This is a genomic window from Alteromonas sp. KUL49 (assembly GCF_006538345.1).
Classification (GTDB): domain Bacteria; phylum Pseudomonadota; class Gammaproteobacteria; order Enterobacterales; family Alteromonadaceae; genus Alteromonas.
Genome location: NZ_BJKL01000009.1, coordinates 103034 through 126653 on the forward strand (window position 1 = coordinate 103034; position 23620 = coordinate 126653).

Here is a 23620-nt window from a genome sequence, read left to right on the forward strand (position 1 = left end):
TATACGGAAATAGCATGAAAACTAGACTTTTTAAACTTATTCTTTTTAGCTTTTTAGCAATCGGGGCGGCTGTCAGTGTGAGCGCAGAAACCGCTATAGTGTGTGAAGATTGCGATAATGTGGATAGCGCTGTAGCTTTTGCAAAATCGAAAGCAAACCAACTCGAGTGCTCACCAATGTTTGGTTTCGACGTCTCCTGTCAGTCACGTAATAAGGTCATTACATTCGTAGACGCAAACTCAGGACAAGCCTACAAATATAATGTGTATCATGACAGATTTCCTCCTTGGGATGTTCAAGCCGATAGGATTTCGTTATCGTCGGACAGAGAAGAATCATTTAGAAAGTTAATGGGTTTTATCAATGATACAAACGAAGCAATAAGAGAGGCTTCTAGCGAGTTTGAATACTCCGCCGGGTACGCTAATCAAAACTACGTTTCCGCTAGTACGTTCTCAGCTTATAGTTCAACCGATAGTTGTCCTTCCGACACAGCATTGAGTGCATTAGTTGACCCAAACGCTTTAGACTTTATCAAAGAAAAAGCCTCAATTGAAATAGGTACAAGAATCATAAGCAGAAACAATGATATAAACCTAAATCCTATCAAGTTAAACAATAGCTGGAGTATTAATTTTAGAGGTTTAAGCAGCACGATTGTAGCCGATAGTCCAATAAGGAAGGCTTCATTTATCGTTACATTCGACGAATCAGAACGACCCAGCTCTCGAAAAGACTTCTTTGCGTACAGTGTAGATATTCTGGGCTTTGACGAGCAAAACCTACCTATAATCAACTTTACATTAACCGACGCGTCAAGAGTGGCTGGATACTCTCTCGGAGCTCTAAGAGGGAACGATGGTCCTCTCAAAATAACTAACGAGTGTATTCAAGAAAAGTTTGAACAAGCAGTTGAAAACGGCATTTTGGGCGCAAAAGTCACAACCATTGGAGGTTCCGGTGGTGGTGGCTTGCCCGAGAACCCTTCATCGGGAGGCGGCGGAAGCTATCAACCCTCTTGCCAAATAATTGAATTCTCTCAAGGCGGTCGACTACTTTATGTATTTAGAACTTGTAGCTAAAGAGTAACGAGTCACCAGTCAAAAAAATTGCTCATGGTTAGATTATCAAATTATAAAGAGCCGCATTCTTGCGGCTCTTTATTTATATTTTTTAGCAACATGAGCACTTTAACTTAATGATTTAAATCGGTAAGCTCAAGGTATTTGCTTGTTAGGCTTCCACAATGCTGACGCCGTCAAACCTTCCAAAACTGAGCAACAGTATAGTTTTATTGACTGTATTGAGTGTAAGTGCCCTTGCAAATCAAGCGGACTTCGACAACGCAGAAATGGCAATGGATGCTATTCAATGGCTCCCACAGAACACACAAACGCTGAATCTTTCGTGTAGTAACGCTCAACAATCAACAACTGGCGCATACTCAAGCGCTCAAGACATCAACTACAATACGCCGCTGTGGGAAACTCGAGTGTCTTCAGACTGGTCATTTTTTTCCAATGAGTCACAGGGGAAAATACTGGTTATCGATTCTGATAACACTCTAGCAGAGCCGCGTTATCGCTACTTGTCTAACGGCACACAAAACCATTTGATTGAACCTTGGAGTGCATCAAAAGTGTTTGCCTTCACAGGGGCCATGGCGAAGCTGAGGGAAATGCATGGTATTGGTGCCGATGGAGCAATTGGTGAATATGCAATTGCAGATCTTATTACCAGTATTCATAGCTACGCTCCTGACGACGCCGCACAGGGAAATTCAAATGCCATCGCGAGTTTTTTTGCCAATATAGCAGGACGAGACTTTCTGACGGACCTTTTCCATAAATCATGGCTTAATCTGAGCAACGGACACGTGATGTTTCGGGGCGCCTATGGCACGGAAATACTCACACCAGCGCTCATGACGTGGACTGGTAGCATTGATGCCCAATCATTTCCATTAACCCCTTACACATCAAGCACCCTAGATCCGGGTTATCGAAATTATCGGTGCGATTACTGCGGCTTAACCGGTAACAAAGCCATGACCACACTCGCCATGGCAGAGTTTCTCAAGCGTTTAGCCGTATACGAACTCGATGACGCTACCCGCCCGCCATTTATCGAGTCGTCGGATATTGAAGTGTTGTTTTTTGGCAAAGCAGCAGATAACGGCGATGCACCGATAGGCGGAATGATGAAAGGGATCAGCCAACAGTTAGGTACAGCTATCGCTAGAGCAATTTCCGACAATAAGCAACTCACCGCAGATCAAGCAAAGTTAGTATTAGACAACGCCACTCGAGGCATGTGGCGCATCTATCAAAAAACTCGGCTGGGGGCCTTCTGAAACCCGTGGAACGGGAGAGAATGTGTTACTTGCGCATGTGTGCTTACCCATGACAGACCGTACGGCGTCGTTCACCATCGCGGCGCAGGCGAGCCATGATGGAGCGTCAGAAGCATCTGTCACCTATTCTGGTATCAAGATGCAACAGATGCTCGATAGCGCTATGCATAAGCTGTTAAGTCGGTAACTGTCTGTTATCGATTTCTTCCGTATTGCTCGTGAGACGACACCCAATCTGACGAGCTAATCGCCGATGCCAGAGAAATTTCACCAGCCAACACCACAGCAGCGACAATTTCGGCAAACTTGTGTACCTTGCCTCGGCCATAGCACCCGAGTAGCTCCAAACACTCTTTTTGCGTGCCTATGCCAGTACCGCCACCATAAGTTGCTACGATTAATGACGGAATGGTAATAGACACATGCAGATCGCCCTCTTCGGTGAGCTCCGAATACATCATTGCCGCGGATGACTCAGACACGTTCGCAACATCCTGCCCTGTGGCAATAAACATAGCGGTTATACCGTTTGGCGAATGCAGCCCGGTATTATTTACTCCCGATAAGAATGAGCCCACTCCGGCAACCCGTGCGTGGTAGTCTATCTGCTTTGGATCAACGCGCATGACTTGCAATAAGTGCTCACGTTTAATGGTGGCTTCCGCAGTCACCCGCTTACCGCGAGTACGCATAATGTTAATTTGCGATGCTTTTTTGTCGGTTGCAAAGTTCGATTCAAGGTAAAAGTCTTTAATACCTTCATAGTGGTCGAGTATCCACCCGCACGCAGCAAAGGTTGCCCTTCCTACCATGTTTTGACCAGCAGCATCACCGGTTTTAAAGTTGAAGCGTAAAAACGCAAACTTGTTTGATAAAAAGTGGTCGATGTAAGTAAGCTTGGCCACACTCGATGTTGCTTCGCCTTCTTCTTTTATTTTGTCGAAGTTTTGTTTTACCCATGCTACAAAATCTCGCGCCCCGCGTGCATCTTCAAATATAAAGACGGGTGCTCGCTGCATGGCATCATCGACCACCGTAGCCTTAACACCACCGCTCATATTTAAAAGCTTCATACCGCGATTGTATGAGGCTACAAGGGTACCTTCTGTAGTAGCCAGAGGGACAACAAATTCACCTTTGGCGTGTTCGCCGTCAATCTTAATAGGGCCAGCAATACCGACTGGGACCTGAGCAACACCAATGAAGTGCTCAATGTTCCCTTGTAACGACTGAGGGTCGATAGAGTAGTGATTCACATGATTTACTTTTCCGTCAGCTTGAGATTCAAAGAATCGCTGGCGCTCGGCAATAACATCCTTTCCGTAATCGTCCATATCTGAACGGGGAATACTGCCGCCGCGCTGACTGGGAGAAGTAATGTTGTCCTCAACTTCAAATTTCAACTTGCCAAAGGGCGACGCGGAAAAACAAATACCAATTTTACGTTTTTCAGGACTTACCGACTCATGCATATCAAGGTGCACGGTAATGGTTTGTCGCAAGCCAAACGCCATGCCGCCTTTTTCATTAATTTGGTCAACTGTCCAATATTCATCAGCTCCAGTTTGCACCCGAATCTTTTCAGGGGGGACGTTTTCGCCGTCAATGGAAATCCATTTTAGTTCTTTTAATGTGGCATCTTTCAAACGGTTTTTTAACGCGAAAGAAAGACCCTGTTCCGTTTTGGTAAAACTACCGTGGGTGTATAGCTGCTTCAATAAAATACTAGGTACAAACATGTGACATCCTATCTGCGATTTTTTGAAATGGACACTATGCAAGTGTTGCACATTATTTTTATAGCACACTATTTACCCAACTGGCCCGACCTTTTGGCATCACTTTGCGTTATGTCAAACATCACAAACGGGACATATTCTTTAAAAGTTGAGCCACTGCCAACGTAAGCTATTGATTGGTATGCCTTGGCACGAAGTAACAGGCTTGGTCAAAAATAATTTTCTAGTATCGATATCGTCAATTGAATGCGATTGGCAAACCAAATGTATTCGGTAAATCACCAAAGGAAGCGTTAAGGAATAATGCTAAGGATGGTAAAGCTCGCATGGAAGGAGCAACCGAATACTTCACCCCGTTACTTGATAAGGTCTATTGATGCGAAAGGGATTGTTCAGACAACAAGTCAGTGAAAACCAACGACCTCGGCTTCATGGTGAATTGCTAATGGCACCTAGCCCCATGTTTAGTCTAGTCACCTGTTTTCTTGTTGTCTGGGCACTAGCGGCTGTAGTCTTTTTAGCTACTTCCAACTACTCAAGAAAAGCCACCATCAGTGGATGGCTCGAACCAGATAGAGGCATTGTTCGCTTATACAGTCCTCTACCCCAAGGAAGGATCAGTAACATATTTGTCTCTGAAGGTAGCCTAGTAGACAAGGGACAACCTTTAATTGAGATTGATTTCTCCACACAGCTACATAGTGATAGCAGCGTTGAATCCGAGTTGAGCCAAGCTTTGATTGCAACAAAGACGCGACTACAGCAAAGTCTCAAAAGAGCGCAACTTATTCATAAAAGTGACTATGAACAACGAGTGAATGAACGGCTTGTAGCTGAAGCAGATCTCGTTTCATTAATCGATATACAGCATCTTGCCCGTCAACAGTGGGAGCTAGCTTCCAAGGCACATATAGCTCAACGCCTACTCTATGTGCAGGGCAATATTAGTCAAAAAGATCTCGATGCCGCTGCACTGTATGACCTTTCTGTTAAACAACAGTTTAAGGAAGCACGACGAAACGTTGAGCAAAAGCGAGCGTATATTCTCGAGCTTACACAAACCATTGCCACACTCCCGGACGCACAAGCTAATGAGCAAGTAGCGCTAGAAAATCAAATCAGTGATATCGAGAAACAATTACTTCAGATTAATAAGTCAGGCACTCGTGTGATTTACGCGACATCACCGTCAATCGTATCGACAATTCAGGGAGTCGTGGGACACACTGTGGATGCGTCAAAGCCCCTGATCAATCTTCTGCCTCAAGAAGCCAATATTCAAGCTCGTCTCCTACTGCCTGTGCGGGCTGCAGGTTTTGTTTCATCCGGGCAACAGATCGCTATTCGTTACGACGCATTCCCCTATCAAAAATTTGGTTTACATCAAGGAAGTATTCAAAGCGTTTCACAAACCTTAATTCTTCCCGGTGAAATAGCAAGCGCCCCTATCCGGGTGACTGAACCAACCTATCTTGTTAAGGCAACATTGAACGAAAAAGTTATCCGAGCCTACGGAAACACTGTAGAACTAAAAACAGGGATGACCTTTACAGCAGATATCTCATTAGGAGATAGGACGCTCTTTGAATGGTTACTTGAGCCCATTTTAAGCACTACGGGGAGACTGTGATATGCATTACGTTTCCTCTGGCCAAAATCATATTTCGCTGCGCTCCAATCAACGGGTACCTGTCATATTGCAAGCTGAAGCCGCAGAATGTGGCCTAGTCTGCCTGAACATGATTGGTCACTATTATGGCGATACCAGAGATATGGTGAATATGCGCCACCAATATAGCCTGTCATTAAGAGGCGCTTCGCTTAAAGATATCATCAGTATTGGCAGTCATATGAATTTTCAGTGCAGAGCACTGAAATTAGAAATGGACGACCTAACGTCGCTACAAACGCCTTCAATGCTTCATTGGGATATGAATCATTTTGTTGTACTCGTTAAAGTGACCAAAAAGGCCCTTACTATTCACGACCCAGCACTCGGCAAGCAAACTCTCACTTTTGAGCAAGCGGCTCAGCATTTCACAGGGGTAGCGCTAGAAATACAACCGAACAAAGACTTTACTCCTGTAAAAGCTCCAGAAAAGCTCAGACTAAGAGACTTTTTTAAACAGACCAAGGGCTTCGGTAAAAGCATAGTCGTCTTATTTTTGTTATCCGCCCTTTTACAATTATTTATTATTGCTTCGCCGTACTACATGCAAACCGTCGTTGATGACGTTCTGGTGCAAAACAATGCTCCGTTGTTAACTGCGCTAGCGGTAGGTTTCTGTCTGTTGTTGCTCATAGAAACCTTCACCTCCTGCACCAGACAATTACTTATTTTGTCACTGTCGTCTCGCTTACAGTTACAAATGTCTTCTGCGGTTTTTAAACACTTGCTATCACTGCCCGTAGACTACTTTGAAAAACGTCATATCGGCGATGTCGTCTCTCGATTCGGCTCATTGACGCATATTCGGGACTTTCTAACAACGGGCGTAGTCACAGCCATTCTCGATGGAATCATGGCTACGCTCACACTTTCAGTCATGTTTATCTATTCACCCATACTGTCGCTAGTTGTAGTCGCAATCATGTTGATCTATTTGGTGTTCAGAATCTCATTACTGCCTACCACGAAACGCTTAACCACAGAAAAAATAAACCTGTCTGCGAGTGAACAAAGCCACTTTATGGAATCCATTCGCGCCATTATTCCGGTGCGTATTTACCAGCAGGAAATACAGCGCCATGGAGAGTGGCAAAACAAGCTGGTTAACACGCTCAATAAAGATATCTCATTAGGGAAGCTAGAAATCACAAGCCAAACGGTTAACCACCTACTGTTCGGATTAGAGAACATTATTATCATCTATGTTGCTGCACAGCTCGTGTTAGAAAATACGTTTAGCGTCGGAATGCTATTCGCGTTTATCGCTTATAAAACTCGGTTCTCTTCGGCATTTGATAGCGTGGTAAATAAAGTCATTGCCCTGCGCATGCTAGGTCTGCATTTTGACCGACTGAGCGATATCATATTCACATCACCAGAACAGCAATTGGGGTCGAGAGGCAATTCACCTGCAAAGCTTCTAAACAATAATAGCGCCTCAACAACGCCCGCATCGTACCACCTTACGGCTAGCGATCTGAGCTATCGATACAGTTCATCAGAGCCTTACGTGTTTCATCAACTAAACCTAAAAGTCACACCTGGTGAATGCGTTGCAATTGTAGGCCCCAGCGGTACAGGCAAAACCACATTATTGAAATGCTTAATGGGCTTATTAACGCCAACACATGGAGAATTGACCACTCATTCAATTCACCATGATAAAGAGCTCGCTATTGCTGCTGTATTGCAAGAGGACATGTGCCTAAGCGGAACGATTGCAGATAACATCGCTTGTTTTGACGAAGCGCCTGATCTCAGCCGTATTGCTAATGCAGCGATGTTAGCTTGTTTACATCAAGAGATAGTCAATATGCCCATGCAATACAACACCCTGGTAGGTGATATGGGTACCAGCCTCAGTGGCGGCCAACGGCAGCGCCTTTTTCTTGCTCGAGCACTCTATCGACACCCTGAAATTCTGTTTCTTGACGAGGCGAGTAGTCATCTAGACCTAGACAATGAAGCGATGATCAATCACCACCTAAAGCAGTTAAAGATAACTCGAATCATCGTGGCCCATCGCCCTCAGACGATAGCCATGGCAGATACAGTTTATCAACTATCCGAAGGTCAGTTGCATAAGTTGCCCGCTCAACTTGCAGATGAACTTTCACCATCAAAAAACCAAGGAGAAACACCATGTCATACGGAGAAGTAAGAGAAGCTGGTACACAACTTACCGTTGCGGAACGCTCACTTATACACAATGCACTTGCAACCTCACTACCCATGGATGCGTTATCGAAGCGAGAGCTTCAGGTAGCGGGAAAGATCATGGAAGGACTTTCTAACAAGGCTATTGCCAACAAGCTGTTTATCAGTGAGCGCACGGTAAAGTTTCACTGCGCCAATATTTACAAAAAGCTCAATATACGAAGCCGTTCAGCGCTCATTGCCAGTTGCTTTCGCTCGATTTACCAACCTGCTCAACAGCCTAGTAGCTAAGAGCAATTACCACTACTCAAACAAGGAGTGTTTTATGTCAAATAATAAACCGCAACAACCAAAGTGCCTACGAGACAATGATATTAGCAAAGTTGAAGGTGGTGCACTGCCACACCCGCTGCACGAAGGTATTATCAAACCTATAGACCCGCCAGTCTACATCACCCTAGCGATTGGTGAAGGCGGAGGGGATCTACCCGTTCAGCTGTCCTAAGAAGCCATGGGGAGGTTAAGTTGTCCTCCTTTTTCTTTCATGCTTCAGCAAAAGGAAGCAGTATGTATGTCGCATTAATGGGCGGTGAATCGGACGCCCAAATTATCCATTTGGCTTCTGCGATTAAAAATGCAGGCCACACTCCGCTAATCACAAATACCCAATACTTCGGTGCGCATTGGCACATATGCTATGACCCTGACTACCACGATGGCTTTCTCACCTTTGCCGAACATTACGGTATCCCTAAAAACCGCATAGCACTGTCCTCAATAGATGCCGCCTATTGGCACCAGTACCTCCCCCCCATGAAAACGAGTAACGATGACCCCAGCTTTGAAGGATGGAGGGAACAAGAGTTAGCGAGTTCGCTTATGCCTTGGTTCACTTACGAAAGTATTCAGTGGGTAAATAATATAGAGGCTGTTCGAGCCCATCAGAGTAAACCGGTACAGCTAAAACAAGCGTGTGCTCTGGGTGCAAAAATCCCTTTCACTTATGTAGGTAATTCAACCGAAATGGCCTATCAGTTTTGTGACAACATTCCCGAAGTCATATACAAGCCGGTTAAGGGTGGGAAAACCGCCAAGTTTGTGAAAAAGAGTTTTAATTTACGAAAAGACGTTCATGCGCTTCTGCAGAACTATCCAGTCACCTTTCAAGCATACATAGAGGGTACCAACGTCAGGAGTTATGTTCTGGGTACAGAGGTAATTAGTGTACAGATTGATACCGACGCTCTGGATTTTCGCGATGACACCTCTGCAAGCCCGGTATTAACGATTGTCCCGCAACATATAAAAACACTCGCAGTAAAGCTTTGCAGCTCTCTCGGTATGAAATGGTGCGCTATTGATTGGCGTAGGGAACACACAGGGGAATACTACTTTCTCGAAGCAAACCCGTGCCCGTACTTTTTATACGTAGAGCAACTCACCGGTGCGGATATAACAGGTCGACTATTGAATTTAATGGGTATCAAAAACTAAAAAGCCGCGATACACGCGGCTTTTCAATTCAATGCTAATCTACAGAATGAATCGCGATAAGTCTTCGTTTTCAACCAAGGTATCGAGATGGCTGTTAACATAATCGGCGTCTATCAGTAGCGTTTCGCCGCTCTTTTCTGAAGCGTCGAATGAAATGTCTTCCATCAAACGTTCAAGTACTGTGTGTAAACGGCGTGCACCAATGTTTTCAGTGCGCTCGTTTACCTGCCATGCAGCTTCAGCAATACGTTGAATACCAGAATCGTCGAAACTAACACTAACGCCTTCTGTGGCTAGGAGTGCTTTGTACTGTTCGGTCAGTGATGCATTTGGCTCGGTCAAAATACGCTTAAAGTCACCCACTTCTAGTGCAGAAAGCTCTACGCGAATCGGTAAACGACCTTGCAGCTCTGGAATAAGATCAGACGGTTTTGCCATTTGGAAAGCACCTGAGGCAATAAACAAAATGTGGTCTGTTTTTACCATACCGTGCTTGGTTGAAACGGTGGAGCCTTCAACCAAAGGTAGCAAGTCACGCTGAACACCTTCACGAGAAACATCTCCCGAAGTATTGCCTTCGCGCTTACAAATTTTGTCGATTTCATCCACAAACACAATGCCATTTTGCTCTACCGACTCAATGGCTTTTTCTTTCAAGTCTTCTTGGTTTACTAAGCGGGCCGCTTCTTCTTCAACCAACAACTTAAATGCATCTTTGATTTTCAGCTTCTTCTTTTTCTTTTGTGAACCTGATAGGTTCTGGAACATACCCTGAAGCTGATTGGTCATTTCTTCCATGCCCGGTGGTGCCATTATTTCTACACCGACTTGGGGCTGAGCTACGTCAATTTCGATCTCTTTGTCGTCTAGGTCACCTTGACGAAGCTTTTTGCGAAACGCTTGGCGGGTACCGCGATCTTCAACGTCTTCTTTTTGACCCCAAACGTCCTCTGGTGGAGGAATCAATACGTCTAGAATGCGATCTTCTGCAGCTTCTTCAGCACGAAACTTCACTTTCTTCATTTCGTGCTCTTTAGTCATCTTCACTGCAATATCAGCAAGGTCACGGATAATTTGCTCGACTTCCTTACCTACATAACCAACTTCAGTGAACTTAGTGGCCTCAACTTTGATAAAAGGCGCATTTGCTAGCTTGGCCAAACGACGAGCTATTTCTGTTTTACCTACCCCTGTGGGGCCAATCATCAGAATATTTTTTGGTGTAACTTCTTGGCGTAGTTCTGGTTCTAACTGCATACGACGCCAGCGGTTACGCAAGGCGATAGATACGGCGCGCTTAGCACCCTGCTGACCAATAATGTGACGGTCAAGTTCGTGAACTATTTCTCTTGGTGTCATTTCAGACATGAATAAACCCTTTTCTTAAACCAGTGTAACCGTACTAGTAATCTAGTACATCGATGGTTTGACTGTGGTTTGTAAACACACAGATGTCACCAGCAATTGTCAGACTTTTTTCTGCAATCTCTTTGGCGGATAACTCTGTGTTGTTGAGTAGTGCGGTTGCCGACGCTTGCGCATAGTTACCGCCTGAGCCAATAGCAATAAGATCCTGCTCAGGCTGCACCACGTCGCCGTTTCCGGTAATGATAAGTGAAGCAGTTTTGTCTGCCACTGCGAGCAAAGCTTCTAGTTTTCTCAGCATGCGGTCGGTACGCCAGTCTTTGGCGAGTTCAACCGCAGCCTTGGTCAAATGGCCTTGGTGTGCTTCTAACTTGGCTTCAAAACGCTCGAATAAAGTGAAGGCATCGGCAGTTCCACCGGCGAAGCCTGCTAAAATTTTGTCGTGATACAAACGGCGCACTTTGCGTGCATTGCCTTTCATTACGGTGTTTCCCAGCGAGACTTGTCCGTCTCCAGCCATTACCACCTGATTTCCACGTCTGACAGATACTATCGTTGTCACGTTATTTTCCCCGTAATAATTGGGGGTTGTCACACCTGTTTTGTGACAACCATCATTGCTATAGGTAGAAAATGGGGAACTTCAGCACATTTTCAAGTAAAGAAATTGCTGGTGGAGGCACTGGGCCCCCGAATTGGAGTAAAACTATTGGTTCCAGAACCAGATTTGGCAGGTCGCAATATTCACTTTTCTCAAGCTATGCTTGGCTTTTTCAGCATCACGTTTGGTTTCAAAAGGCCCTAAGATGACTTTGAACCAATCACCATTGTCACCGCTCGTCGGGCGGATCTGCGCTTCTAGCCCCTGAAATGCGATAGTCGCACGCATTGATTCTGCTTGTGCTCGGGTTTGGAACGACGCACACTGCATTAAATATCGTTTGTCAGACTTTTCTTGTTCAGCCACATTCACTTGCACTTCATATCCTGGAAGTGTGCGAATGTATTCCCACTCCTCTTGAGGCAGTTCTGGTAACTCTTCTTCGTCGGTAACCACCTCTCTAGTGATTAAGTTGTCATGAGACTCATCAACGTTGTCTTTAATTGACCAAAGAAAGGCGGCAAAACCGCACAAAAGAGTCACCACAATAACTAGTCTCACCATGGGAAATGGTGCTAGTTGTGCTTCTTTTTTATTGCGTTTAGCAGCGGCCGTTTTTTTTCTGTGGCGCTCGTCCACGGGAAACATAATCTTGTTGCGCCATAAATGGCTAAAACCCTTTGAATTCATTAAGTAAAAGCGCTTGACTACTTTCAAGCGGCTGAAAAATACACACCAACATTACAGTGGTATTTTGAGTAGCTATGATCGCAGTGTACCGTAAAGATAAATTAGGTGCTAACTGAAATCTGTGGGATCAATATCCACCGACCAACGCACCTTACTGGCCTGTAAAAGGGTATTCATATGAGGTAATGCATGGCGTAACTGTGTGTGGAGTGGTGCGCGTTTTTCATGACCACACACCAGCATAAAACGAAAGCGTCCTTGACGTTTTTCGATTAAACAAGGAAATGGACCGGCGATTTGTAACGGTACATCAGTCTGCCCTTGTTGTCGGATAATCTCTCGGCATTGGGCGAGAAAGTCATAAGCCAATTGACCATCTTGCGCTTCTGCCCGCACGACAAACTGACTCACAAAAGGGGGTAATCCAGCGGCTTTTCGTTCGGTAAGGGCTAGACGTGCGAAGTGCCCATAACCATTGTTAATGAGATCTTGGAGCAATGGGTGGTGTGGATTATGTGTTTGTAAGTACATCTCACCGGGTTTGCTCGCGCGCCCCGCTCGACCAGCCAATTGGGTGACCAACTGCGCAAGCTTTTCCGACGCTCTAAAGTCAGCGCTAAATAAGGCGCCGTCGCAATCGAGCACGGCCACAAGCGTTACATGGGGAAAATGATGCCCTTTTGAGAGTATTTGAGTACCCACCAATAATTGATGCTCTCTGCGGTTAACCGCATCGAGTATGTCGTTGAGCTTATCCTTGCCCCTCACTGAATCACTATCTATTCGCACCTGACTGACATTAGGAAACAGCCGTGCCAAGCCTTGCTCCACTTGCTCCGTACCCGTACCTGCTGTGACCAACTCATCTGAGTGACAACTTTCGCATTGCTTGGGAATAGCACCAGAAGCACCGCAGTGATGACATTGGAGTCGACGCATGCCTATATGAACGGTGTAGGGTCGGTCACACCGTCGACATTGCATGGTTTCACCACAGTGATGACATAGCATCGCTGGGGCGTAGCCGCGTCTATTTACAAACACCAATACCTGATTACCAAGGTTAAGATGTTGGCGCATTATGTTGAGTAAGGGAGATGACAGACCGTAGTCAAGGGGTTGATCTCTCACATCGAGTAAATGTTGATGTGTACTACTCGCACCGCCGGCTCGCTTGGTAAGTTGCAAATGATGATAACGACCGTTCAACGCATTATTTAAACTTTCTAGTGAGGGTGTCGCACTGCCGAGTAACAAGGGGATATGCTCGTGACGTGCACGAATGGCCGCCAAATCACGGGCGTGATAGCGAAGACCATCTTGCTGTTTGAATGACTCGTCATGCTCTTCATCAACAATGATCATACCGAGGTTTTTAACGGGCGTGAAAATGGCCGAACGGGTGCCAATAATAATACCTAATTCACCGGCATTAGCTTGCTGCCACACGCGAAGTCTCGCAGTATCGGTCAGTTGAGAATGCAATACCCCCACATCCACATTAAACCTGCGCTTAAAGCGCGACACTGTTTGAGGTGTTAAGCCAATTTCTGGCACTAAAATAAGCACTTGTTTACCAGCTTCTAATAGCGGCTCAATTGCCTGCAAGTAGACTTCGGTTTTTCCACTGCCTGTAACCCCCTCTAATAAACTTACCGCAAAGCGCCCTTGCTGTTGAATAAGGGCCGCAATAGCAACGGCTTGTTCTTTATCTGGCAGTGGTTTATCTGCAACGCTGAAGGTCTTGAGCCACGCTTTTTCTGTAAATTGAGGCGTAGTTTCTTCTAGCGCTATAAGACCTTTATCTGCTAACGCTTTGACTACTGGGTGCGAAAACTGCTTACGCGCATCTACCGCTAACATGGTTTGTTCAATCAGAGCGTCTAAACAGGCTTTTTGCTTGGGTGCATTTTTTAGCGTTGTTTGCACAATCTCGCGACCAGATTCCGTTGCCTTAGCAAACAGACTTGGCGTTGCTTGAGCAGACTCACCTTTGCGTAACAACACTGGAAGCATGGCATGAATAACCTCACCCGGTGCATGGTGATAGTATTGCCATAACCACTGTGCTAGATGAATCAATGTAGGAGATAACACTGGCTGAGTGTCGATGACTTCACTGATGGGTTTAACTTTAGTTTCGTTATCAACATCATCAAGTTGGCCTACCACAATACCTACCAGCGATCGCGGGCCAAAGGGCACCTTTACTCTTACACCAACTTGGAGAGCTTCGTCATTCGAATAAGTAAAGTTTTGTCGTAACGGCACAGGAACCGCAACCTCGATGTAAGCCATTGATGTAACGACACCTCACAGTATGCATATAGCGCGTAGTCAAAGGGGTATATCATCTGTCTTTCCGGCAGAAAGTCAAACATCCAATCTCGAGCTTTATTGATTTGCCAATAATCTCACGGATAAATAGCAACTAAAGCCCTTAGGTGCTCACTTTGCATACAAATATGCTTGATCCCGAGCCCGTCATACTTTAATATGCGCCGCTCTTTTGCGACGTGCTGCTTTTAAACAAGCGTCATGTCATTGAATATTAAGTAACGTATGGTGTGCGACTTCGGGTTGTATAGCGATGCGGCCTTATTATGTGAGGTAATCCATGAAACAAGGTATCCACCCAGAATACGCAGAGATCAAAGCAACTTGCTCTTGCGGTAACGTATTAAACGTTCGTTCTACACTTGGTAAAGACATCAACCTAGACGTATGTTCAGCGTGTCACCCTTTCTACACTGGTAAGCAACGTAACGTTGACACCGGTGGTCGTGTTGACCGCTTCAAGAAGCGTTTCGGTGCTTTGGGTAAAAAATAAGCCCAATCCAACGTTTCTAAAAAGCGCCCGTGTGGCGCTTTTTTTATGTCTTTGTACCCTCTATCCTCCCCCGTTAAATTTATAAGAAAAATACAAATAAATTTAATGATAAACCACATGAATGACTAACATTTTATAGTGTGACTGGTCTAATGAGATATTCTGTCCTACATTGGGTACAAAATTAAGCGTGATCAGATATGTAACCTCAAAATCCCTATGCTAGAGTAATTGCACAGGGATAGGTTAAAAGGACTAAGCACCTATCTCTAATCATGCTGACGGTGCAAACGTTAGTTGTTCTGCTCGTCATATGTCGTGTGTGTCACTAAAAAAACGATAAAACGCGCCCACACAACACTTTGTTTATCCACTCCCTACATCGAAGGATACGTGAACCAATGTCAGACTTTAGACAACGCGCTCTTGATTACCATGCCAAGCCTACGCCGGGAAAAATTCGCGTTGAACTATCAACGCCTGCAGACAGCGTAGAAGATCTTGCTCTTGCCTACAGCCCAGGTGTTGCCGAACCGGTAAGAGAAATTGCCGATGACCCAGATAACGCCTACAAATATACCGCTAAGGGCAACATGGTTGCGGTTATTAGTAACGGTACAGCCATTTTGGGTTTAGGTAACTTAGGTCCACTTGCTTCAAAGCCAGTCATGGAAGGAAAAGCGTTGCTGTTTAAACGCTTTGCTGGTTTAGACGCCATCGATATTGAAGTTAAACACCGCACCACAGAAGAATTTATTAATACGGTAGCCAATATTGCTGACACTTTTGGTGGTATCAACTTAGAAGATATTAAAGCGCCAGAGTGTTTTGAAATCGAAAAAGAGTTGATTAAACGCTGTAATATTCCCGTGTTTCATGATGACCAGCACGGTACCGCTATTGTTACCGCCGCAGGCATGCTAAATGCCCTTGAGATCCAAGGTAAAACCATAGAAAACGCCAAGATTGTTTGTATGGGAGCGGGTGCTGCTGCGGTGGCATGTATGGAATTACTCATCAAGTGTGGTGCTCAGCGTGAGCGTATATATATGCTTGACCGCAAGGGCGTTATACACACTCGCCGAGAAGACTTAACAGAACATAAAAAGCTTTTCGCAAACAATACGGACAAACGCACCTTAGATGATGTAATGGACGGTGCAGACATATTTGTGGGTGTTTCAGGGCCTGATGTACTACCGCCCGAGACCTTAGCATTAATGGCTGAAAACCCAATTGTCTTTGCGTGTTCGAATCCCGACCCAGAAATTAAACCTGAGCTAGCGCATGAAGTACGCAGTGACTTAATCATGGCAACGGGACGCTCGGATTACCCTAATCAGGTGAATAACGTGCTGTGCTTCCCGTTTATTTTCCGGGGTGCTTTAGATGTTCGTGCAACAGCCATTAATGATGAGATGAAAGTGGCAGCAGTGGAAGCCATTAGAAGTATCAGTAAAGAGCCAGTGCCAGAAAGCGTACTGAAGGCGAGTAACAGTAAATCGCTAGAGTTCGGTAGAGAATACATCATTCCCAAACCTATGGATCCACGGTTGAATGAGCGCATTGCCTCTGCGGTAGCAAAGGCTGCAATCGACTCAGGCGTGGCTAGAATTACCGACTAACTAGTTAGCCTTTACTCTTCTTCTAGGGCATTGTCGATAGACACGTCAATGCCCATCTCTTCCATTATTTTCCGCGCTTCCGCTGGAATGCGATTTGGATTGTCTTTTTTCAGGTCGTCGTCATTGGGCAATGGCTGACCAGTAAATGCGTGTAAGAAGGCTTCGCACAACAGCTCTGAATTGGTTGCGTGGCGCAAGTTGTTTATTTGTCGACGGGTACGTTCGTCAGTAAGTACTTTCAAAACATTGATCGGAATAGAAACAGTAACTTTCTTAACCTGCTCACTCTTTTTTCCGTGTTCTGCATACGGATATACATACTTTCCGTTCCACTCTGCCATTTGCTACTCATTCTGCCTGTTTTTAAGTTATAGACAGAAATTCTAAACAATGTAGCGAAAAGGTCAATTGAGCAGTGTAAACCGCTTGACGTCTAGACATATATTATTTAGTTTAGACGTCTAAACGTCCATTGAAGAGAAAGATCATGGTTTCCTACGCAGAAGGTATCGACGCCCTTAACCAAACACTGTCGGAATTGAGAGACATCGACGTATCGTTTGAGTTTTTTCCGCCTAACAGCGAGAAAATGGAGCAGACCTTATGGAAGTCAGTAGAACGCCTAGCACCGCTAAAGCCAAGCTATATGTCTGTGACCTATGGCGCAAACAGTGGTGAGCGTGACCGTACTCACGACGTAGTCAAGCGCATTCAACAGCAAACTGGTGTTGCTGCTGTACCTCACCTTACCTGTGTAGATGCGTCTAGAGATGAGCTGAAACAAATCGCTCAAGATTACTGGGATTCAGGCATTCGCCGTATTGTTGCTCTGCGTGGTGATTTACCCAAAGGTGTAGACAAAACTGAAATGTATGCGTCTGACCTAGTGGCCTTGCTGAAAGATGTTGCAGACTTTGATATCTCAGTTGCCGCCTATCCTGAAAAACACCCTGAAGCACCCAACGCTCAGTTTGATTTACTCAACTTAAAACGCAAAGCCGAAGCGGGTGCCAGCGAAGCAATCACGCAGTTTTTCTTTGATACTAGTGTTTACCTACGCTTTAGAGACCGCGCCGCTGCTGCAGGCATCGACTTAGATATTGTTCCGGGTATTCTACCCGTGACTAACTACCAAACCTTGGTTAAGTTCGCTGGCTTTACTAACGTGCACGTACCAGGCTGGTTACACAAGATGTTCGATGGTCTAGACGATGACGACCAAGCGACACGTAACTTAATTGGCGCCAACATTGCCATGGACCAAGTGAAAGTATTAGCTAAAGAAGGTGTAAAACATTTCCACTTCTATACGCTTAACCGCAGCGAACTTAGCTACGCGATCTGCCATATGTTAGGGGTTCGCGGCAATTAATTTTGCTGAATACCGCCATTGCGGTATACCATGTACATGCACTGTATCGGATAAACGCGCGACGCATATCGCGCGTTTATTGTTTCTAGAAGAACAAGGAGCACAGCGTGGACTGGAGCCAAGTAAAAAACAAGTACAGCGAGGTACAACCTAAAGTTCTCAATGTACTTTCAATTTTTATTAAACGCTGTAAAGACGACAGTATCACTATCTCGGCAGGTCATTTGGCTTATGTGACTCTGTTATCACTGGTGCCCTTTATTATGGTGACCTTTACCATAATGTCAGCCTTTCCTGTTTTTGCCTCAGTGCGCACCAAGTTAGAGTATTTTATTTTCAATAATTTTGTTCCCACCGCCAGTGACGTTGTACACGAGTATATGTCGGACTTTGTTGGTAACGCTTCGCAAATGGGTGCTATTGGTATATTGTCATTATTACTGGTTGCACTAATGCTTATCATGAACGTTGACAAAACGTTGAACCGAATTTGGCGCACTCAGAGTAACCGTCCGGTGGTTTATACCTTTGCGATTTATTGGATGGTTATTACACTTGGTCCTTTACTCATCGGTTCAAGTGTTGTTATTAGTTCCTATCTTCTTGGTCTAGCTGCCTTTGCCGAAGAATACACACCGGGTTTGGGTACGTTTTTACTCAAGCTAGTACCCAGCTTTACCGCCCTACTCGCCTTCATGATTTTGTATATGCTAGTGCCTAACAAGCGCGTGCCTGCCAAACACGCATTACTAGGTTCGTTACTCGCTACGCTCTCATTTGAATTCACTAAATCAGGGTTCGCGTTATACGTGACTAACTTTCCGTCGTACCAGGTTATTTATGGTGCGTTAGCGGTTGTTCCAATTTTGTTTTTGTGGGTATATCTGTCTTGGATTGTGGTGTTACTTGGCGCCGAGTTTACTTGCGCATTGGATGATGCTTCAGACAAAGAAGCTGCAGAAGAAGATTCTCCCGCAGCATCATTGGGATAACATGGCGTTGAGAAAGGTGAGGACTACTAGCTTCAGTCCCCTTTCATTGTAGCGATGAAGGCGTCGGATTCGGCTATAGCAGTATTCATTTGAGAAATTAGCTGCTTCACATTGTTTTCAATGGTTGAAAGTTCGCCTTGCAACGCACCTATCGCGCTCGCGTTTAAATTGTGTTTCAAATAGAGCACATTGTCTTGTAGCGCAGATAGCACAGGCGCCATTTTGCTTTCTGCCCGTCGCATTGACGACAGCAAGCTGTTATAGCGACGCTTGGTCGCGTTAAGTTTCTGCTGGCTATCACGTTTTAACGACGCATTCTGATACTGAGAAAGCTCAGTTTCCCACTCTTCAAATAATGCATCCGCAACACTTTCGATATTATTGATACGCTGTGTAACTTCGTCAGCCGCGGCTTGGCTATCGTAGTACTGAGACGAGAGCGTATCGTAGATATCCTCAAGCTCTCCACCATCAAACGCTACAACCGCACTGTATGCCTCAAGAGCAGAGCTAAACTGTTCTTGCGCTTCCTCTTGAGAAGATTTAGCGTCTTCAACGCGGTCAACCAATATGTCACGCTTTTCAACACCGACCTTTTCCCAAACAGCGTAATAGGCCGATTGATAAGCAGATTGACAGCCTGTTAGGCTAATAGACAGAACGGCCAACACACACAGCGAACGAAATTTCATTAATCATCACCCTTATATCGTGCTGCGCTAATAATAGCGAATAGATGCACGATGACGCCCACGATACCCAAAATAATAGTCCAGCTTAAGGCATAGCACACACCAACGGTAACAAAAATAAAATCGCCGCTAAAATACGGCCTTGAACCAAATGCCCTAATCCTGGGATAAAAAAGTTACATATTGCGGCAATTACATTTCCGCCTGAACCTTGTCCAGCCATAAGCTACTCCATCGAAAATAAAAGTATCAATAAACGCCAAAGCGTGATTTATTAAGAATAAGCTAAACTAAAATCACAACTCATACAATGCGTTGACACAAAATGAAACGACTTTACCCCGAAGCTTCGTGCTACCAGAATGGATATCTTGACGTGGGGGACGGCTATTCAATCTATTTCGAACAAAGCGGGAATCCAGAGGGCATTCCTATTCTTTTTCTTCACGGAGGCCCAGGTGCTGGCCTTCCACCGCATTACACCCAGTTTTTCAATCGTGATCTCTACCGTATTATCGGTCTAGACCAACGAGGTTGTGGTCGCTCTACGCAAACTCTCATGCCGGAGCACAACACTACGGAGCACAATATCCGTGACATCGAATCCCTTCGCGAGCATCTTGGTATACAAGAATGGGCTTTGTTTGGAGGCTCATGGGGAGCAACTCTGGCACTTTGCTATGCTATTCGTCACGCAGACAAGGTCACAGGAATGGTGCTTCGCGGGGTGTTTTTAGGTAGGGCGGAAGATCGGGAGTGGTACCTTGGTGCTAATGGTGGACCTGCACAGTATTTTCCAGAGTATTACCAAGAGCTCACCCGTGATGTGATAGGCGAATTAAATGCGGATAACATAAGTCAATATTATCTTTCTTTGCTCAAATCTACTGATGAGAGCGTACAGCATTATGCGTCGATACAATGGTACTGTTGGGAAGAACGCCTGTCTAAATTGTTTCACTCAGATACGCACATTAAGAGCCAAGCTTCTCAGCTTCATCCGAGTGTATTCCCACTCGCCTACCTAGAGTGTCATTATCTAGTACATCATTGCTTTATTAATGATGATTATATTCTTGAAAATGCAGAACATTTCAGTCATATTCCAGGCGTAATCATACACGGCCGCTACGACATGATATGTAAAACAGAAGCTGCTTTTTCATTGAATTCTCGTTGGCCAAATAGCGAACTTAAAATTGTGTCCAATGCTGGTCATAGTACTTCAGAGCCCGGAATAGCCTACGCCTTATGTAGAGCAACTAAAGACTTAGCAGTAACCATAAGAGAATCCAATTTGTGATAGGACTTATTCAACGAGTTTCAGAAGCCAGTGTATCGGTAAATAACGAAGTGGTAGGTAACATAGGTCATGGCATGCTGGTATTACTGGGCGTTGAAAAGTCTGACAACGACTCCTCAATAGAAAAGCTAGCCAACAAACTCTCTCGATATCGCATGTTTTCAGACAGCGATGGAAAAATGAATCTCAATATTGAACAAGTGGGCGGTGAAATCTTAGTGGTCTCACAATTCACATTAGTTGCAGATACGCAAAAGGGCAATCGCCCAGGATTTTCTCGAGGCGCAACGCCAGAACACGGCGAACAGATTTATAATCAATTTGTTAGTAAGCTAAAAAGTCTCAACATGGCAGTACAGACAGGTCAGTTTGGCGCTGACATGCAAGTGGCACTCATTAACGATGGGCCAGTCACTTTCCAATTCCAAGTCTAATTTCTGCCGCTAATGCAGTAAAGCGAAGACCAATTAACACTTGTTTCACATTTAACCATGAGGTTAAATGAATGCTTTCCCTCAATATAAGGCGAACATTTTGTATAAGGTTGTGACCCCAAAAAGCGAAGCGGAACTCGATGCCTACTATCACTTCCGTTGGGAGAACCTTAGGCAGCCTTGGAATTACCCGTTAGGATCAGAGAAAGACGAATATGAGCAAGTCTCTGAGCACCGAATGATAACTAACGGACGAGGAGATATTGTTGCTTGTGGTCGCGTACATTTAAACACTGCTGAAGAAGCGCAAATCCGCCATATTGCCGTTCATCCCGATCAGCAACGAAAAGGCTTAGGGCAAATGATGTTAGCTGCCTTAGAGAGTGTTGCTAGAGACCTCGGCGCTGATCGAGCGGTAACCAATAGCCGAGAGATATCCATGGACTTCTTTAGTGCATGTGGATTTGAAGTCGAGCGAGAGGCTGCCAGTGAGTTAGGTATGCTTAAACGCCAGCAAATGGTCAAAAAACTCACTGCCAACAACACGCTCATACTACATCCCATATGGTGTGATGAATTACAAAAAACCTGGTCGGAAACCATACCCATTACCGAACATATGGGTATTAAACTACATCAGTACAGTGGACGAACCTTAGAAACACGGGCCTCGTTAAACAAAAATATTAATATTCACGGCACCATGTTTGCCGGCAGCATATTTTCGCTAGCTACACTCACTGGCTGGGGAATGTTATACCTTCAACTGAAGGAAAAAACACTCTCTGGTGATATCGTGCTAGGTGATGGTGATATTCATTACCACAAACCCATCACCATGAAACCTCGAGCAATTTGCAATATAGAAACCTTAAGTGGAAAGTTTAAAACCCTTGAAACGGGAACGAAGAGCAGGTTTGAACTGAGTGTTGAAATTCTAGACGACGATATACCTGTCGCAGAATTTAAAGGGGTTTACTGGGTGTTGCCCAGCAAAGATGAGGCATAAAAAAACGCCCGATAAATCGAGCGTTTTCATATCGTTATTAAAGACAGTTGTTTAAGCAACCATTGCTGCTTGCAACTTCTTCATCGCATTCTTTTCAATTTGGCGTACGCGCTCAGCAGACACCTGATATTTATCAGCTAAGTCTTGCAAAGTAATCTTGCTATCAGCTAACCAGCGAGTTTCGATAATGTCTTGGCTACGCTCATCAAGAGTTTTGAGTGCTGAGTACAAACGCTTGCTCGCATTAGTATCCCAATCAGTGTTGATCACTTCCATTTCAACATCAGTAGATTTGTCTTCTAGATATTGAACAGGAGCAAAGTTACCCGTTTCATCTTCGTCAGCAGACAAATCAAAAGCCTGATCTTGGCTGCTCATACGAGCTTCCATTTGAAGGACTTCTTTGGTGCTCACACCTAACTCTTCTGCAACGGTTTGTACTTCTTCATGAGTGAACCAGCCGAGACGCTTCTTAGCCTTACGGAGGTTAAAGAACAACTTGCGCTGTGCTTTAGTCGTCGCGACTTTAACAATACGCCAGTTTTTAAGAACAAACTCGTGAATCTCAGCTTTAATCCAGTGAACTGCAAATGAGACTAAGCGCACACCCACTGAAGGGTCGAAGCGTTTTACCGCTTTCATCAAGCCGATATTACCCTCTTGAATGAGGTCAGCTTGTGGAAGGCCGTAACCTGAGTAAGATTTAGCAATATGCACAACAAAACGCAGGTGAGACATTACCAGCTTACGTGCAGCTTGTAGGTCTTCTTCCTCTCGTAATCGTAAAGCCAGATTGCGCTCTTCTTCAGCGCTAAGCATATCAATACTGCTAACAGCTTGTACGTAGCCTTCGATGCTACCACTGTGCGGCACTGATAAGGCCATAGATTGCATTTTATCGCTCATTGTTCACCTCTTTTTTCGCATCTTGATACTATCAAACTTGTATCCGCTGCGCGAGACCTAATTTTAACCTAAATACGATGACATATTGATATGTTATTCCTCGTCAAAAGATCAAGACCGGTTTAGACGAAAAAAGTTTCAAAATATTATCTCAACCCCATTTACAGCCGTTTGTTTAGCTTAGAGGGGAAGGCATAGGACCATAATAAAGTTAACCTTTAATGACATAGTTGCTAACTCAATTTGTCTCATTAATCTGCGATTCATCGCGTAGTTTCAATTCACATGACATCCATCTAACCAGTTGCTATCTTAGTGGAACCGGTTCGAAGAGTATAAATGGGTTGATTTATTTTCAGTTATCTTTTCGCGAAAAGCTGATGTAGTTT

The 23620-nt window shown here is 44.8% G+C and carries 23 protein-coding genes and 1 pseudogene; 15 read left to right on the top strand and 9 right to left on the bottom strand.

Annotated features, from left to right (window positions below):
- The first annotated feature begins 14 nt into the window (after window positions 1–14).
- The 3 genes from EYS00_RS15745 (at window position 15) to EYS00_RS20590 (ending at window position 2540) form a co-directional block, all read left to right on the top strand.
- Complete coding sequence (locus EYS00_RS15745) at window positions 15–1082, top strand: hypothetical protein (protein ID WP_130638312.1); 1068 nt, start codon at window positions 15–17, stop codon at window positions 1080–1082.
- 164 nt (window positions 1083–1246) lie between these two features.
- Window positions 1247–2353, top strand: a complete 1107-nt coding sequence (locus EYS00_RS15750) for a hypothetical protein (protein ID WP_130638314.1) — start codon at window positions 1247–1249, stop codon at window positions 2351–2353.
- Window positions 2354–2375: 22 nt separating this feature from the next.
- Window positions 2376–2540: a hypothetical protein gene (locus EYS00_RS20590; protein ID WP_165399405.1), complete on the top strand. Its 165-nt coding sequence runs from the start codon at window positions 2376–2378 to the stop codon at window positions 2538–2540.
- A 7-nt stretch (window positions 2541–2547) separates the two neighbouring features.
- Here the strand turns inward: EYS00_RS20590 and EYS00_RS15755 are convergent, their stop codons facing one another.
- Window positions 2548–4092 (bottom strand): hydroxymethylglutaryl-CoA reductase, encoded by a 1545-nt coding sequence (locus EYS00_RS15755; RefSeq protein ID WP_130638316.1) that lies wholly within the window; start codon window positions 4090–4092, stop codon window positions 2548–2550.
- A 376-nt stretch (window positions 4093–4468) separates the two neighbouring features.
- Here EYS00_RS15755 and EYS00_RS15760 point away from each other — a divergent pair, with 376 nt between their 5' ends.
- The 5 genes from EYS00_RS15760 to EYS00_RS15780 all read left to right on the top strand — a co-directional run bounded on the left by EYS00_RS15760 (window position 4469) and on the right by EYS00_RS15780 (window position 9412).
- The gene (locus EYS00_RS15760; protein ID WP_130638318.1) at window positions 4469–5722 is read left to right on the top strand and encodes an HlyD family secretion protein; all 1254 of its coding nucleotides are present in this window, start codon (window positions 4469–4471) and stop codon (window positions 5720–5722) included.
- A 1-nt stretch (window position 5723) separates the two neighbouring features.
- Window positions 5724–7922, top strand: coding sequence for a peptidase domain-containing ABC transporter (locus EYS00_RS15765; RefSeq protein ID WP_130638320.1), 2199 nt, complete (start codon window positions 5724–5726; stop codon window positions 7920–7922).
- On the top strand, window positions 7904–8209 hold the full coding sequence (locus EYS00_RS15770) for a helix-turn-helix transcriptional regulator (protein ID WP_130638322.1): 306 nt from the start codon (window positions 7904–7906) through the stop codon (window positions 8207–8209). Before EYS00_RS15765 ends, EYS00_RS15770 begins: the two co-directional genes overlap by 19 nt.
- A 34-nt stretch (window positions 8210–8243) precedes the next feature.
- On the top strand, window positions 8244–8423 hold the full coding sequence (locus EYS00_RS15775; RefSeq protein WP_130638324.1) for a hypothetical protein: 180 nt from the start codon (window positions 8244–8246) through the stop codon (window positions 8421–8423).
- A 62-nt stretch (window positions 8424–8485) separates the two neighbouring features.
- Window positions 8486–9412: a RimK family alpha-L-glutamate ligase gene (locus EYS00_RS15780; RefSeq protein WP_130638326.1), complete on the top strand. Its 927-nt coding sequence runs from the start codon at window positions 8486–8488 to the stop codon at window positions 9410–9412.
- A 39-nt stretch (window positions 9413–9451) separates the two neighbouring features.
- On the opposite strand, the gene hslU is transcribed toward EYS00_RS15780, so the two are convergent.
- From hslU to priA, 4 genes are all read right to left on the bottom strand, one after another.
- Complete coding sequence (gene hslU, locus EYS00_RS15785; RefSeq protein WP_130638328.1) at window positions 9452–10780, bottom strand: HslU--HslV peptidase ATPase subunit; 1329 nt, start codon at window positions 10778–10780, stop codon at window positions 9452–9454.
- A 34-nt stretch (window positions 10781–10814) separates the two neighbouring features.
- Window positions 10815–11339, bottom strand: a complete 525-nt coding sequence (hslV, locus tag EYS00_RS15790; protein WP_130638330.1) for an ATP-dependent protease subunit HslV — start codon at window positions 11337–11339, stop codon at window positions 10815–10817.
- A gap of 144 nt (window positions 11340–11483) precedes the next feature.
- Window positions 11484–12068 carry an SPOR domain-containing protein gene (locus EYS00_RS15795; RefSeq protein WP_242618791.1) on the bottom strand — a complete coding sequence of 195 codons (585 nt, stop codon included), beginning with the start codon at window positions 12066–12068 and terminating at the stop codon, window positions 11484–11486.
- A 108-nt stretch (window positions 12069–12176) separates the two neighbouring features.
- Window positions 12177–14366, bottom strand: coding sequence for a primosomal protein N' (gene priA / locus EYS00_RS15800; RefSeq protein WP_130638332.1), 2190 nt, complete (start codon window positions 14364–14366; stop codon window positions 12177–12179).
- A 319-nt stretch (window positions 14367–14685) separates the two neighbouring features.
- Between priA and rpmE the strand changes: the two genes are divergently transcribed.
- Window positions 14686–14898 (top strand): 50S ribosomal protein L31, encoded by a 213-nt coding sequence (gene rpmE, locus EYS00_RS15805; RefSeq protein ID WP_130638334.1) that lies wholly within the window; start codon window positions 14686–14688, stop codon window positions 14896–14898.
- A 401-nt stretch (window positions 14899–15299) separates the two neighbouring features.
- Window positions 15300–16523 carry a malic enzyme-like NAD(P)-binding protein gene (locus tag EYS00_RS15810; RefSeq protein WP_130638336.1) on the top strand — a complete coding sequence of 408 codons (1224 nt, stop codon included), beginning with the start codon at window positions 15300–15302 and terminating at the stop codon, window positions 16521–16523.
- An 11-nt stretch (window positions 16524–16534) separates the two neighbouring features.
- Here the strand turns inward: EYS00_RS15810 and metJ are convergent, their stop codons facing one another.
- On the bottom strand, window positions 16535–16864 hold the full coding sequence (gene metJ, locus EYS00_RS15815; protein ID WP_130638337.1) for a met regulon transcriptional regulator MetJ: 330 nt from the start codon (window positions 16862–16864) through the stop codon (window positions 16535–16537).
- A 146-nt stretch (window positions 16865–17010) separates the two neighbouring features.
- Here metJ and metF point away from each other — a divergent pair, with 146 nt between their 5' ends.
- Window positions 17011–17895 carry a methylenetetrahydrofolate reductase gene (gene metF, locus EYS00_RS15820; RefSeq protein ID WP_130638339.1) on the top strand — a complete coding sequence of 295 codons (885 nt, stop codon included), beginning with the start codon at window positions 17011–17013 and terminating at the stop codon, window positions 17893–17895.
- A 107-nt stretch (window positions 17896–18002) separates the two neighbouring features.
- A complete protein-coding gene (locus EYS00_RS15825; protein WP_130638341.1) occupies window positions 18003–18887 on the top strand; it encodes a virulence factor BrkB family protein in 885 nt (294 codons plus the stop codon).
- Window positions 18888–18919: 32 nt separating this feature from the next.
- On the opposite strand, the gene EYS00_RS15830 is transcribed toward EYS00_RS15825, so the two are convergent.
- Both EYS00_RS15830 and EYS00_RS15835 read right to left on the bottom strand, forming a co-directional pair.
- Window positions 18920–19579, bottom strand: coding sequence for a DUF2959 domain-containing protein (locus EYS00_RS15830; RefSeq protein ID WP_130638343.1), 660 nt, complete (start codon window positions 19577–19579; stop codon window positions 18920–18922).
- Window positions 19579–19802, bottom strand: a pseudogene (locus EYS00_RS15835) (hypothetical protein). The gene EYS00_RS15830 and the pseudogene EYS00_RS15835 overlap by 1 nt, the downstream one beginning before the upstream one ends.
- Before the next feature lie 102 nt (window positions 19803–19904).
- Here EYS00_RS15835 and pip point away from each other — a divergent pair.
- From pip to EYS00_RS15850, 3 genes are all read left to right on the top strand, one after another.
- The gene (gene pip, locus EYS00_RS15840; RefSeq protein ID WP_130638345.1) at window positions 19905–20882 is read left to right on the top strand and encodes a prolyl aminopeptidase; all 978 of its coding nucleotides are present in this window, start codon (window positions 19905–19907) and stop codon (window positions 20880–20882) included.
- Entirely contained in the window at window positions 20879–21316 is a 438-nt protein-coding gene (gene dtd, locus EYS00_RS15845; RefSeq protein ID WP_130638347.1) for a D-aminoacyl-tRNA deacylase, read from the top strand. Before pip ends, dtd begins: the two co-directional genes overlap by 4 nt.
- Before the next feature lie 100 nt (window positions 21317–21416).
- A complete protein-coding gene (locus tag EYS00_RS15850; RefSeq protein WP_130638349.1) occupies window positions 21417–22325 on the top strand; it encodes a bifunctional GNAT family N-acetyltransferase/thioesterase in 909 nt (302 codons plus the stop codon).
- Between the two features lie 51 nt (window positions 22326–22376).
- Here the strand turns inward: EYS00_RS15850 and rpoH are convergent, their stop codons facing one another.
- Window positions 22377–23231, bottom strand: coding sequence for an RNA polymerase sigma factor RpoH (rpoH, locus tag EYS00_RS15855; protein WP_130638351.1), 855 nt, complete (start codon window positions 23229–23231; stop codon window positions 22377–22379).
- Window positions 23232–23620 lie beyond the last annotated feature (389 nt).